Origin of the sequence: Pseudomonas folii (assembly GCF_014357575.1) — a bacterium.
Classification (GTDB): Bacteria; Pseudomonadota; Gammaproteobacteria; order Pseudomonadales; family Pseudomonadaceae; genus Aquipseudomonas; species Aquipseudomonas folii.
Map to the genome: position 1 here is coordinate 42742 of NZ_JACONW010000004.1, position 14118 is coordinate 56859.

At 56.9% G+C, this 14118-nt stretch carries 11 protein-coding genes and 1 pseudogene; 4 read left to right on the forward strand and 8 right to left on the reverse strand.

Going from position 1 to position 14118, the window contains the following annotated elements; genetic code table 11:
- The first annotated feature begins 236 nt into the window (after positions 1-236).
- From H8S59_RS01935 to H8S59_RS01950, 4 genes are all read left to right on the forward strand, one after another.
- Positions 237-1544: an OprD family porin gene (locus tag H8S59_RS01935; protein WP_425504540.1), complete on the forward strand. Its 1308-nt coding sequence runs from the start codon at positions 237-239 to the stop codon at positions 1542-1544.
- 449 nt (positions 1545-1993) lie between these two features.
- Entirely contained in the window at positions 1994-3268 is a 1275-nt protein-coding gene (locus H8S59_RS01940; protein ID WP_187520308.1) for an MFS transporter, read from the forward strand.
- A gap of 153 nt (positions 3269-3421) precedes the next feature.
- Positions 3422-4375, forward strand: coding sequence for a 2-hydroxyacid dehydrogenase (locus H8S59_RS01945; RefSeq protein ID WP_187520309.1), 954 nt, complete (start codon positions 3422-3424; stop codon positions 4373-4375).
- A gap of 333 nt (positions 4376-4708) precedes the next feature.
- Positions 4709-5533 (forward strand): HDOD domain-containing protein, encoded by an 825-nt coding sequence (locus H8S59_RS01950; RefSeq protein ID WP_095098957.1) that lies wholly within the window; start codon positions 4709-4711, stop codon positions 5531-5533.
- A 115-nt stretch (positions 5534-5648) separates the two neighbouring features.
- On the opposite strand, the gene H8S59_RS27215 is transcribed toward H8S59_RS01950, so the two are convergent.
- The 8 genes and pseudogenes from H8S59_RS27215 to ddpX all read right to left on the reverse strand — a co-directional run bounded on the left by H8S59_RS27215 (position 5649) and on the right by ddpX (position 14083).
- Positions 5649-6443 carry a methyl-accepting chemotaxis protein gene (locus H8S59_RS27215; protein WP_411567055.1) on the reverse strand — a complete coding sequence of 265 codons (795 nt, stop codon included), beginning with the start codon at positions 6441-6443 and terminating at the stop codon, positions 5649-5651.
- Between the two features lie 63 nt (positions 6444-6506).
- A pseudogene (locus H8S59_RS27220) lies at positions 6507-7556 on the reverse strand (HAMP domain-containing protein); the annotation flags it as partial.
- 146 nt (positions 7557-7702) lie between these two features.
- On the reverse strand, positions 7703-8689 hold the full coding sequence (locus H8S59_RS01960; RefSeq protein WP_187520310.1) for an oligopeptide/dipeptide ABC transporter ATP-binding protein: 987 nt from the start codon (positions 8687-8689) through the stop codon (positions 7703-7705).
- Positions 8686-9705, reverse strand: a complete 1020-nt coding sequence (locus H8S59_RS01965) for an ABC transporter ATP-binding protein (protein ID WP_187520311.1) — start codon at positions 9703-9705, stop codon at positions 8686-8688. Before H8S59_RS01965 ends, H8S59_RS01960 begins: the two co-directional genes overlap by 4 nt.
- Positions 9706-9707: 2 nt before the next feature.
- Positions 9708-10607, reverse strand: coding sequence for a D,D-dipeptide ABC transporter permease (gene ddpC, locus H8S59_RS01970; RefSeq protein WP_187520312.1), 900 nt, complete (start codon positions 10605-10607; stop codon positions 9708-9710).
- Position 10608: 1 nt separating this feature from the next.
- Positions 10609-11625, reverse strand: a complete 1017-nt coding sequence (locus H8S59_RS01975; RefSeq protein ID WP_095098945.1) for an ABC transporter permease — start codon at positions 11623-11625, stop codon at positions 10609-10611.
- Between the two features lie 128 nt (positions 11626-11753).
- On the reverse strand, positions 11754-13322 hold the full coding sequence (locus tag H8S59_RS01980; RefSeq protein ID WP_187520313.1) for an ABC transporter substrate-binding protein: 1569 nt from the start codon (positions 13320-13322) through the stop codon (positions 11754-11756).
- A 200-nt stretch (positions 13323-13522) separates the two neighbouring features.
- Positions 13523-14083 carry a D-alanyl-D-alanine dipeptidase gene (gene ddpX / locus H8S59_RS01985; protein ID WP_187520314.1) on the reverse strand — a complete coding sequence of 187 codons (561 nt, stop codon included), beginning with the start codon at positions 14081-14083 and terminating at the stop codon, positions 13523-13525.
- Positions 14084-14118: the final 35 nt, after the last annotated feature.

Sequence of the window (14118 nt, forward strand, 5' to 3'; positions counted from 1 at the left end):
ATGCAATAAATAAACACAGTTACCGGTCGCATCAGGTTGTCAGCAGTAACCAACCCCTTGCTGTCTCGGGAACATAAACGCTTCATTGCACATTTGTAATCTTTCAACCATCTCGTCGTTATCTTCAACTCGTCAAGATTGTGCCCACTGGCAACGCTCGAATTTATAAAAAAGCCAGGTCGACACATAAGAAATCTGCCGATTTGAACGGAGCGACTATGACTCACCTCAACAAAATGACTGTGGCCGTTTTATCGACCCTTGCGAGTGTCACGCCGCTTGCTGCTTTTGCAGAAGAGCAAAAGGAAGGGTTCATCGAAGGCAGTACGTTGACCGTACTCAATCGAAGTTTTTACATGAACCGCGACCATCGCAAAGGCGAGTCGAGCCCTACCGGCAATGGCTATTCCGAAGCGTGGGCACAAGGCGTTATCGGCAAATTCGAATCGGGTTTCACCCAGGGTACGTTTGGCGTCGGTGTCGACGCCTTTGCCATGCTGGGCATCAAGCTTGATACAGGCGATGGCCGTAACGGCGGACGCAGCTCCTTCGATGTGCTTCCGGTCGACGGTGATGGCGAGGCCGAAGACGAATACAGCAAGGTCGGCGGCGCACTGAAAGCCCGAGCATTCGATATTGTTGTAAAGGTCGGAGATGTCTTCCCGTCAACCCCGGTGGTTTCTTTTGGCGACTCGCGACTCCTGCCTGAAAGCTTTCGCGGCGTGACAGCGACCAACACAAGTATCAGCGGTTTAACCCTTCAGGGTGGCCGACTTCACTCAATGAGCCAGCCGGCCTCCAGCGGCATGCGCGACAACTTCGCCACGTTCTATGCAGGTTCGGTCAACGCTCCGTGGGTCGCCTATTTCGGGGGCGATTACAATGCCACCGACCGCTTGAGTCTGGGGCTGTACACCAGCAGGCTGAAAGACGCCTGGGATCAGACGTATGCATCGACCTCTTACACGCTGCCGCTCTCGGATGACCTCGCACTGACCGGTAGCCTGAACTACTACAACGCCACGGACGAAGGCAAAAAGCTCCTCGGGGAATTCGACAATGACATCTGGAGCGCAAAAATCGGCCTCCAGTTTGGCGCTCATACCCTGGCCCTCTCGCACCAGCGAAATGAAGGCGACAACGACTTCGATTACCTCAGACAGTCCGACTCGATCTACCTGGCGAACTCTATCCAGTACAGCGACTTCAACTCACCGAAAGAGCGCTCGTGGATGGTCACTTACAACCTGGACATGACAACTTTCGGGATACCCGGCCTGTCATTCATGACGCGCTACGGTAAAGGCACCGATGCCGACTACTCCAATGCCAACAGCACTTACATGCGCCGGGATTCGGATGGCAATCCACTCACCGATCAGAAACGCTGGGAGCGGGATATCGAAGCGAAATACATCGTGCAGACCGGCAACCTGAAGGACCTGTCACTGCGCGTGCGACAAGCCACCACCCGTGCGACTGCATTCGAGTCAGACCTTGATGAGGTCAGGGTGATTGTCGAGTATCCGCTTAGCGTTCTGTGAAGAGCGGCATGAGGTTTTAGCAACACCGCCCTGGAAGCTCCCGCTCTGCAACCAAGGTGTTTCAGGCGCTCTCGCGAGCGCCTTTTTTTGGTCATTACTTTTTGTCTCAAGTAAACATTGGACCTGTAGGAGCTGCCGAAGGCTGCGATCACGGTGTATCAGGAGAAATGCTTCGCAGCCTTCGGCAGCTCCTACAGAAAATGCATTTCAATTCATTAATTTGCATTTTGTCTGGTAAGTGTGAGCTTGCTCGCGATTCGATTTGTCCGTCGATAAATTACCGTCAGGCATGACGCCATCGCGAGCAAGCTCACTCCTACAGGGTCCCTGTTTGCCACGAACAGCACGGCACGAGCCGCTTCAATACCCATCCATTGATCCGGCGCAGCTTTCGGATCACGAAAAGCGTCTAGGCTGAGGTCCATTGCCCCTCCACCAAGGCCATCCTCATGCCTCCTGCGTCAGCCGCACATTTGTCCGTCCGCTCCGAACCGCTGCACATGGGGTTCGTGATCGCCTGGCTGTTCTGCGCCCTCTTCTACTTTGTGCAATACGCCCTGCGTTCCGCGCCGGGGGTGATGATGCCGGAGTTGACCGAAGCGTTTGGCCGCGACGTGGTGGCCGTCAGTGCGCTGGTCGGTCTGTATTACTACACCTACTCGATTTTCTCGATCATTGCGGGCGCGGCACTGGACAGGCTGGGTGCCAAGTACGTGATCCCGGCGGGCATCCTGATGGTTGCAGTGGGCGCGGCGTTGTTCGGGCTGGGGGAGTTGCAAGTCGCGCAAATCGGCCGCTTGCTGCAAGGCGCTGGATCGGCCAGTGCTTTCATAGGCGCCGTATATCTGGCAACCCATGGCTTCCCGCCCCGGTATCTGGCCACTGCCGTCGGTTTCACTCAATGCTTCGGCATGATGGGCGGTTTCGCCGGGCAATTCGCCGTGGGCCCGATTGTTCACGGGACTATCCCGTGGCAGCAATTCTGGTTCATCGCTGCCGGTTGCCTGTTCGTGATCGCCATACTGGTGCTGTGCATGACTCCCAAAGGCCACGACCCAAGGCCTGCGGGCAGCAGCAACTCACTGGGTTCGGTGCTGACGCCCTACAAGCAGGTCCTGAGTAATCCGCAGTCCTGGCTATGCGGTTTCACGGCGGGCCTGTTGTTTCTGCCGACGACGATTGGCGACATGATCTGGGGCGTGCCGTTTCTACGTGACGGTCTCGCGGTCAGCTACGGCGAAGCAGTCAACCGCAGCAGCATGATCCCCCTGGGCTGGGTCATTGGTTGCCCGTTGCTTGGCTATATTTCCGACCGCATTGGCAGACGCAAGCCGGTATTGATCGGTGGCGCATCGCTGATGCTGATCGCCAGCGCGGCGATCCTGTATTTGCCTGCCGGAATTGCCCCGCCTTATCTGTTCGGGCTGCTGTTGGGTATTGGTTCCGGTGCAGCGATGATCCCCTATTCGATCATCAAGGAAGTCAACGCCGACAACGTTAAAGGCAGTGCCACCGGTGCCATCAACTTCCTGGTCTTTACCTTCAGCGCCCTGCTCACGCCGGTTTTTGGTTACCTGCTTGCCCGTATGGCCATGGGCGGCGTCTTGACCCTGCCCATATTTCAGGCTGCCGGGGCGTGGTTGCTGGGGGGCATCGTGCTCGCTATCGTGCTCGCGCTGTTGATTCTGGAAACGGGGCCGAAAGGTCGGCAAGTAGTTGGCTAGAAGGTTGTCTGAACCCATCGCCAGGCTTCGGATCGAACATTCAGACTTGAATGACGGCACCATGCGTATATGATCAGAGCGAAGTTGTACGATGACATATGACGCTAAGCATGCCTTCATGTTTCTCAAAAATAAAATGACGAGCGATCCACTATGACTCAAAGCAAAGCCGAAGTACTGGTCTGGGGCCAGATGCACGCCTCTCTCACTGAAGCGCTGGACCGGGACTTTACCGTGCACAACCGCTGGGAGATCGCGGACCTGGAGGCTTGGCTCTCCACCCACGGTGAAAAGATTCGCGCCATCGTCACCAGCGCCGTGTATGGCACTGACAATCAGGTGCTGGATCGTCTGCCCAATCTTGAAGTGGTCACCAGCTTCGGCGTGGGTTACGACGCGATCGACACCGACTACCTGGCAGGCCGCGGCATCAAATTCAGTAACACCCCGGATGTATTGAACAAGGCTGTCGCGGAAACTGCACTCGCGCTGATGCTCTGTGTGAGCCGCAAGATCAGCGAAGCCGAGCGTTTTGTACGGGCAGGTAAATGGCCAGACGGCAAATTCCCGCTGGGTCGTGATCTGGCGGGCAAGACCTGCGGCATCGTAGGCTTGGGAAAAATCGGCAAAACCATCGCCACTCGCGCAGCAGCGTTCGACATGAACATTGCCTATTTCCGTCGCGGCCAGGCTTATCCGGATGTGTCCTACACCCATTACGCCGACCTCCACGAACTGGCCAAAGTCAGCGATTATCTGGTGGTGATCGTGCCGGGTGGTGCCGATACCGAAAAGCTGATCAGCGCTTCGGTGCTCAAGGCGCTGGGTTCGGATTCTTTCCTGATCAACGTTGCACGCGGTACGGTCGTGGACGAAAAGGCTCTGATTGCCTCGCTACAGGCGGGTGAAATCGCCGGTGCCGGGCTGGATGTGTTCGAGGATGAGCCCAACGTACCGAACGAGTTGCTGGCCCTGGACCAGGTCGTCCTGACCCCGCACATTGGCAGCGGCACCTATGAGACCCGCAAAGCCATGGCCGATCTGGTGTTCGCCAATCTGAGTCGTTACATCGAAGAGGGTGAGCTGGTTACGCCGGTGACGGTTTAACTATTTCCCGCCCAAACTGGAACGCGTTTTTTGTGGGAGCCGAGCTTGCTCGCGATGAACGATGACGCGGTCTGTCTGAAAGAACCAGTCGCCGGCATCGTCCCACAGGACTCACTGATGACGTGGGACCGGCTTTAGCCGGGAAGGCGGTATTTCTGCCGATGAAGGTTCATCGTCTGTCCCGGCCTCTTCCCGGCTAAAGCCAGTCCCACGAAGCAGATCAGAGACACCGGATTTGCTGACTGTTTCACGCATTTAACGATCGTTAGCCGTGCAGGCTCGCCAATATCACCTATCGTTCTGTTTCAGGACGGAAAAATAGGTGAGTCTTCCATGAGTATTGAAACGCTGTTCGCCAACCTGCATAGCCTCCCCAGCATCCCGAAAGTTGCTCAGGATTTGATCCTGCAATTCGACAGCCCTTCTTCCAGCCTGGAAAGCATTGCTCGCAATATTGAAAAGGATCCGGTGATTTCGGCGAAGATCCTCCGTCTGGCCAACTCGGCCCGGTTTCGCGGCTCCCGGGAGTCATCCAGCATTGAAGACGCGGCGATGCGTCTGGGTTTCAACACGCTGCGCACCCTAGTGCTGGCTTCGGCGGTGACGGGCGCGTTCAAGGCCGGGCCGAGCTTTGACCTTAAAGGCTTCTGGTTGAAGAGTTTTCAGGTAGCCGGGATCTGCCGGATGCTGGCAAAACAGAGCGGCGTGGATCCGGAGATCGCGTTTACCTGCGGTGTGATGCATGACATCGGCGAGTTGTTGATCCAGACAGGCGCGCCGGAAGTCGCCGAGCGTATCAATGCAGCGAGCAAGACGGGGACACCGGGGCGCGCGGCCAATGAAACGGTGCAGTTGGGTTTTGGTTATCCCGAAGTGGGTGAAGAGCTGGCACGTCGCTGGCATTTGCCCGAGGTGATTCAACAAGCCATCGCGTATCAGGCCAAACCGCTACAAGCCCCAGGCAATGCGCCCCTGCCGCGTATCGTGGCCCAGGCGATGCTGGTTTCCGATGCGCTCGAAGCCCACGGCGGCGCTACACCAGAGGCGCAACAGGCGGTGGTCGGGCCGCTGACTGAAGGGGTCAATCTGGATGCATTGTTTGCCGGATTGCCCGCCGTGCTGGAGGCGGACAAAGCGTTTGCAGAATTGCTGAGTTAGACCAAGTGGCCCTTATCACCGGCAAGCACCGCTCCCACATGGGATTGCATTTCAAATGTGGGAGCGGTGCTTGCCCGCGATAACGGCGACACGGTTTCAAGCCTTACTCTTCACATCAAATCCTGAAAGTCCCCACCAGATGCTGCAACCGTGCAGCCTGTTCTTCCAGATACGAGCAGGCATCCAGCGTCAGCTTCAGGTTGTCGACGCCTTCCTGGTTGAGCGTGTTGATCTGCGTAATATCGACGTTGATCGACTCAACCACCGCTGTCTGCTCTTCGGTCGCAGCGGCTACAGACTGGTTCATGTCGTTGATCTCATCGATACGGCGAGTGACGCTGCTTAACCGCTCGCCCGCCTGATTGGCGACGGTCACGCTGCTTTCACTCTGACGCTGGCTCTCGGTCATGGTGACCACCGCTTCCCGAGCGCCGATCTGCAGTTCCTCGATCATCTTCTTCACTTGCTGCGCCGAATCCTGAGTGCGGTGTGCCAGGCTGCGCACCTCGTCGGCCACCACGGCAAAGCCCCTGCCCGCTTCGCCAGCACGCGCGGCCTCAATCGCTGCGTTCAGTGCAAGTAGATTGGTTTGCTGGGAAATACTGGTGATCACTTCCAGAATCTGACCGATATTTACCGTCTTGCCGTTCAGGTTCTCGATGTTCGCGCAGGACTCGCTGATCTTTGCCGAAAGCTCGTTCATCGCGCTGATTGTCTGCTGTACAACTTGCTGACCATCACTCGCCAATTGGCTGGCATCGGCAGATTGCTGAGAAGTGCGTGCCGCGTTCTGAGCAATTTCATGGGCAGCCGCACCCAGCTCGTTGATCGCCGCCGCGACACTTTCGGTGCGATTGGCCTGCTGGTCGGAGTTGGTCATGGAGGAGTTGGAAGCCTTCACCACGCGCATTGCCACATCTCCCAACTGGCCGGCCGTGGAAGCCACCTCGCGTATGGAGCCGTGAATACGCTCAACGAATCGGTTGAATGACTGCGCCAATTCGCCGAACTCGTCCTGTGAAGTGATAGCCAGACGCTTGGTCAGGTCGCCATCCCCATCAGCGATGTCACGCATGGCGCGCCCCATCTGATGCAGCGGTTGCATCAGCACGCTGATCAACATGCCCAGCAGGAGAATGATGATCACCACGGAAATGACCATCGCAGTAATCGCTGACGTACGGAATTCGCCGAGCATGGCGTAGGCCGCATCCTGATCCAGTACCAGCGCCACATACCAGTTAGCTGAAGAAACGCCTTCTACCTTGGTCAGCGACATGATTTCCGCTTTACCGGCGGACGCGATTTCAGTCACGCCTGCAGTAATCTTCGGTGTATCGGTCGGATAGGCTTCGCTGATGTTCTTCAGAATAAGTTTGCTGTCCGGGTGAATCAGAATCTTGCCGTCACCGCTGACGATGAATGCATAACCATGCCCGCCGAAGTTCAGCGAGTTGATGGTCTTGGTAATACTCTCGAGTGAAATATCAGCACCAGCAACGCCGATGAACTGGTTCTGGTACTTGACCGGCGCCGCCAGTGTCACGACCAACTTGCCCGAAGAAGCGGCAATGTACGGTTCGGTCACAACAGTGCCCGGGGCGTTTTGCGCCGCCTTGTACCAGCCACGCGCGCGGGGATCGTAATCTGCCGCCCGGTTACCCGCAGGCACCGAAAACATCACGCCGTCAGTACCACCGAAATAACTGAGCTGGAAATTATCAGTGTAAGCCGGGATACCGATGGAGCGCTGCAGATCCGGAATCGCCTTGCCATCCGCCGAGACCCGCTGCGCCATGGATTGCAGCAACTGCGTGCGGCTTTCCAGCCAGGTCTGAATGTTCTGGGTCGTCAACCCACCCAGTTGTTGAAGCTCGGCAAAAACGTTGGACTTCAAAGTCTGGCGTTGTCGGTAATCGTTAACAACAATAAAACAGGTAAATGCGACCACCACGACCAATGCGGCGGCGAGCAGAATCTTTCTGCTGAAACCCAGACTTTTCATCATTGCGGATACTTCCATTACAAAAGAGTTACAACGGGACGGCCTGAGATCAAGTTAGCAAAGGCCGTGCCGCGTTTTACGTACTCTTCGAGTAAAAAGAAAGTATCTCGATAAATATATTATTGGATCCACCTCAGTAGAGGTGCGACATAGTGTGCACAGGTCTAAGTAATACTCGACATGAGATGACACCTGACTGACCCCTGCCCCTCTTTCGCGGGGGCCAGCAACTGTGGCCTGTCGCAACCTGTTGTCGCCTGCGGGCAGCGGTCCCGGAAGAAACAGCCGGAGGGCAGTTTACGGTTGCCCGGTAACTCTGTAGGCGCCGAAATATATGCGTTATCCAGCGGAGCTCCCAGGCGCGGAACCGCGTCCAGAAGCAGACGAGTGTAAGGATGTTGAGGCCGCTCAAGCACTTCGGCTGCGCTGCCTAATTCGACGATTTGGCCCAGGTACATCACGGCCACCCGGTCGGCCATATGGCGTACCACTGAGACGTTGTGCGAAATCAGGATGTAGGTCAAATCACGACTGCGTTGCAACGCTGCCAGCAGGTTAAGAATTTGTGCTTGTACCGAAATATCCAGCGCAGAAGTGGGTTCATCGAGAACAATGATGTCCGGATTGGATGACAATGCACGAGCAATGGCAATTCGTTGACGCTGACCGCCAGAAAACTGGTGCGGGAAACGGTCCAGGTACTCCGTACGAATACCCACTTGGGAGGCAACTTTTGCAGCAATGTCACGCATGTCCCGTCGCGGCGCTGAACGCTGGACGAACAGTGGCTCCGTAATGATCTTCCATATCGGTAACCGAGGATCCAGCGAGGACTGCGGATCCTGAAAAACAATCTGCACGTTACTGCCCAACTCGTGGGCATTGTTATAAATCCAGTCCATGCGACCCATTGTGGGTTTGATCAGCCCCATCAACAGCTGCGCCAGGGTGCTTTTGCCGCACCCGGACTCCCCCACCACACCCAGTGTCTCCCCGGCATGAACCTGAAGATCGATACCGTTCAATGCATGGGCTACGCCCTTTGCCCGACCTAGCCAGTCGCTGCCCACTGGGAAATGTACGCGGACATCTTCAAGGGAAAGAATCGGCGAGTTGTCTTCAGGCAGGCGTTTACGTGCAGTACTGATCATGAAACTTGCTCCTGTTCGCTCAACCAGCAGGCACTTTTACGTAGCTCGCGGCCATTGATGGGCTGAAGCGGTGGCCGCTCGATGCACTTGGCCATCGCGGACGGACAACGGTCCCGGAACGTACACCCTTCGGGCAGCGCAGAAAGATTTGGCACCTGGCCCGGTATCGTCATCAAATCCTCCCCTGGCTGCACCTGCTCAGGCAAGCCGCTGAGCAGACCGCGGGTGTAAGGGTGACGCGGATCAGCCATGACCGCAGCGGTATTCCCCTGCTCCACCACAGCGCCGGTGTACATCACGTAAACCCGGTCACAAAACTGAGAAACCAGCGCCATATCGTGGGTGATCAGCAAAATTGCCGTCCCGCGCTCACGGGCCTTTTCTCTCAGCAAAAGCAAAACCTGACGCTGCACGGTAACGTCCAATGCCGTGGTGGGCTCGTCGGCAATCAGCAGCTGAGGGTCGCAAGAAAACGCCAGAGCGATCATCACACGCTGACGCATCCCGCCGGAAAGCTCGAACGGGTAGCTCTCCAGCACCTGCTCAGGGTCGGCGATGTGCATGTCACGCAACAGTTCGACAGCTCTGGCCCGCGCCTGGGATTTGCTCACGTGCTGGTGATGGATGATCACATCCGTCATTTGTCGGCCGATACGCCGGGTCGGGTTCAGGGCCGTCATGGGTTCCTGAAAAATCATCGCCGCGTCACGACCGCGTACCTTCAACAGGTCTTTCTCTTTGGCCGCCAGCATGTCACGACCCAATATGTGCAGACTGCCGCCGCTGACACGGTAACTGCGCTCCGGCAGCAAACGCATACTGAGCATGGCAGTGACCGACTTGCCTGAACCGGACTCACCGATCACGCCGACGATCTCCCCCGGATCCACCTGCAGCGTGATGCCGTTGAGTGCCTTCACCGTGCCGCGATAGGCCGGGAATTCAATGCTCAGGTTATCGATCGTCAATACCGGTGCAGCCGCAAGCTTCGGGCTTGCAATAGATAGAGTCGACATGATCATTTCCCCTGTTGACGCGGATCGAGCAAGTCGCGCACGCCGTCGCCCAGCAAATTGAAGCCCGTAGCGGTGATAAGGATCGCCAGCCCCGGGAAAGTCGAGTACCACCACTGATCAAGAATGTATTTGCGACCGGTCGCGACCATTGCGCCCCACTCGGCCGTGGGCTGTTGTGCGCCAAGACCGATAAAGCCCAGCGCGGAAGCCATGAGGATGGCTGCGCCGATATCAAGACTCAGTTGCACCAGCAAGGGCGGCGTGGCATTGCGCGCCACGTGCCAGAGCACAATGTGCCAACGCCCGGCGCCGAAGGTCTGTGCCGCTTTAACGTAGCCCATCTGCCTGATACTCAGTGCCTGGCCGCGGGCTAACCGCACATAAAATGGAATACGTACCAGCGTAATCGCCAGCATCGCGTTGAAAAGGCTTGGGCCGAGTGCAGCGGTCAGGGCCATGATCAGCACCAGTGAAGGCACCGAAAGCATGATGTCCATCAGCCTCATGATCAGGCTGTCAAAACGACCGCCGATAACGCCGGACATACAGCCCAGCAGGCCGCCGATCAGGCAAGAGGAAAACGCCACGAACAGTCCGACGCCAACCGATTGCTGGCTGCCATGCAACACCCGGCTGAACAGATCGCGCCCCACTTCATCGGTGCCGAACCAGTACTGGGCAGACGGCGCAGCCAGCCGATGGGCGAGATTGACCGCATTGGGATCATGGGGAGCCAGCCATGGCGCAAAAATCATGCACAGGAGCACGATGCAGGTGATCGCCAGGCCAGCAATGGTCAGCGGGCTGCGCCCGATCTGGTAGCGTAAAAAGCTCAGCCGGTCCCGCCAGCCTGCAGTCTGCGCAACGGGTGCGACACTCAAGGGAGTGAGTGGTGTCGTCATGTCAGTTGACCTCGCTGATGCGCGGATCGATCAAGCGGTAAAGCAGATCGATAACCATGTTGAGCAACACATAAATGAAGGAGACAACGATTGCGAAGCCCATCACCGCTGGAAAATCCAGAGCTTCGATGGACTTGACCACGTAAGCCCCCATCCCCGGCCAGGCGAATACTGTTTCAGTCAGCACCGCGCCATATAGCAAGTCACCAAGCGTCAGGCCAAGTACGGTCACCGAAGGGATAAGTGCATTAGGCAGTGCATGACGCAGGATCACCGACCACTTCGATAAACCATACGCCCGCGCCGTGCGGATGTAGTCCTCGCCCAACTGGTCAAGCATCGCCGAACGAATCTGCCGGGCGACTACCCCCAGGTTGACGAAACCCAACGTCACGGCGGGCAGGATCAGATGCTGCAGCGCATTGCTGAAGAGCGCCCAGTCGCCCATCAGTAATGAGTCAATCAGGTAAAAACCGGTGACTGTCACCGGCGGGTCCAATCCGTCATCCAGGCGACCGCTGCCAGGCAACCAGTTCAAGTGACCATAGAAAAACACGATCAGGCCCAGACCCAGCCAGAACGCCGGAGTGGATATACCGGTGACCGCCAGCGTGCGGGCGATCTGATCGATCAGGCGGTTGTGGTAAACCGCAGACAGTACGCCCAGCGGCACGCCGACCAGGATCGACAGCAGCAAGGCAGCCATTGCCAACTCCAGGGTGGCAGGAAAAAACGCCTGCAAATCCTCCAGCACTGGCCGACTGGTACGAATTGAGGTACCCAGATCGCCGCGAAGCAGGTCGAGCATGTAGCGGCCATATTGCTGGTACAGCGGCAAGTCCAGCCCCAACTGATGACGGATATTGGCCACGATCGCGTCGGTGGCTCGATCCCCGGCAATAAGCCGCGCGGGATCACCGGGAATGAGGTGGGAAATCGAAAAGGTGATCACGGAGACGCCAATCACAACCAGTAGCAGGCCGAAAAGTCGTTTTCGCAAGATATTCAAGAAGGCCATCAGGCACCTCAGTCATGCGTTTAGCGGCAGCTCAAATGGCTGCCTTGGGCACGGCGTCGCAGCACTCCCTTTAAGGATCAAAAGGGAGCGCCGAACGTTAACGGTAGAAATGTTGAGTCCGTGACGTATTACTTGGTGATCGTACCGACGTTGAACACCTGCTCCAGCATCGGGTTGAACACGTAGCCTTTGACCGTATCGCGCATCGGCAAGGTGTAAGCCTTTTGGTAGAGGTAGGCGTAGACGCTGTCATCAAGGACAATTTTCTGAGCCTGCTGATACAACTCGGTGCGTTTGGCTGCGTCGTTGGTGGCCGCAGATTCACGAATCAGCTTGTCCACTGCAGGGTTCTCATAAAATGAGCGGTTGCCGGGCAGACCTTGCAATTTGGAGTCAAACCAGAAATTCATGAACATGTAGGGGTCGGCGAAATCCGGGCTCCACGAACCGATAGCGACATCGAAATCACCTTTGCCCAAACGCTCACGCATCGTGGCGTTAGCCAGCTTCTCCAGTTTCAGATTAACGCCCAGCGGCGCCAGGCCAGCTTGCAGGGTGAGGCCGATAGGCTCCCAGTTCGGGTCCTTGTCTGAATACATGAAATTCAGCGAACTGATTTTGGACGGCGCCTTGGCGAGGTCTGCCTTGGCCTTGGCCAGGTCCTGCCTGGGCACTGGCAATTTTTCATCGTAAGCCCACATGCCCTGTGGAATCGGCCCGTTCATGGGCTTGGCTTTGCCTTTCAGGAGACCGTTGATAATGCCGTCGTAATCCAGAGCGTCAACGATGGCACGGCGTGCATCGGGATTGTCCATCGGCGCTTTCTTGGTGTTCAGATACAGCAACGTCACGCGCAAGGACGGGTAATCACCGATCACGACGCCAGGCTTCTTGCTCAGGGCATCGAGTTGGTCCTCCGGCATATCTTCAATAATGTCGAGATCGCCACGCTCCAGTTGCAGACGCCGCACCGACGCCTCACCAATGATTTTCACCACAACCTTGTTAAGGGTTGGCTTGGGTCCGGCGTAGTAGCTGTTCTGCTCCATGGTCAATGATTGGCCTTTCTGCCAGCCGACCAGTTTGAATGCACCGGAACCTGCGGTATGGGTCGACAGGTAAGCCTCAGCACCTTCGCTTTTCTTCGCCACTTCAGGGTTCACAATTGCAGCGCCGTTATGGGCCAGTGTCGAGAGAAAAGGCGCATAGGGGGTCTTGAGCGTAAACCGCACGGTCGACGGATCGACCACCGACACCACCATGTCATCGGGGAACGCACCCGACGGGCCTTGCTTGAGCTTCATGACCCGGTCAAAGGAGAACTTGACGGCTTCTGCACTGACTTCGCTTCCGTCATCGAACTTGTTGCCGGGTTTGAGTTTGAATTCCCAGACCAGACTGTCCGCCGAAGTGGTCCAGCCGGAGGCCAGTTCGCCCTCGACCTCGGTGCTGCCCTTGCCGTTTTCAACCTTATAGGTCACAAGCCGCTGATAGGCCGGATAAGTCACCGCCCAGTCGTTGTTATCGATGGTGACCGCAGGATCCAGGGTTTGCGGGTCGGCGGGTTTGCCGATCATCAAAACGTCCTTGGGAGCAGCAGCGCTTGCAGACTGCCAGGCCCCCAGCCCCATGGCCGTACAGAGCAATGCCATGGCAAGGGAGCGCGGATTGAGGCGCGGAGTGAAAATCAGATTCATGCCGGTTCCTTGATCATTCGATATGTGGAAGTTCGTCAGGTTTTTTATTGAAGCTATACCGGGCAGTTAAAACTCGGACTCACGTCCGAAACGGGCAATCACTGCAGTGCAGGTCTTGCCGAATTCACGCCGGGAATCATCAACGCCCCGGTCATTTGTTTTTGAATACTGTTGTCATGCAGCGCTGTTGAGCGCGTATCTCAATGGCCGACAGGCTGGAGCGTCTTATCGTCGATCAGCGGATAATCCTCAGCGTCGGGCAACTCGTAATGCCACCATTCGCTGTCGATCCAGGTAAAACCGGAAGCAAGCATGATCCCCAAAAGCATCAGGCGATTACGCTGCACCTGCGGTGGCAGATCACTGAAGAACTGATGGGAAGGCTCACGCATGTCGTCAAACCCGGTGCCCATGTCCAACGGCTGGCCGTCGGCATCAATCAGCGTAAGGTCGACCGCAACGCCACGACTGTGGTGTGACCCCAGCCCCGGATCGCGGACGTACTCAGGATTAGGCAGCGCCTCCCATAACAGAAACTGCGCATACGGCGGACGGTAGGCATCAAATATCCTCAAGCGATAACCGGCCTGCCGGGCCAACCGGCTTGCCATGCGCAGGCAACGCTCAGCGTCCACATGCAGCAAACAACGCGGGTCCTGATAAATCACCTTGCCAGCGAGGTTGTCGGCACCGGCATAAATCAGGTCGATCTGGACCTCTAGCGCGTGGGCATCGACTTCGACAAGTGGGCCGTTATTCACTCAAACACTCCATTAACAAAAACAGCGAAGAACAT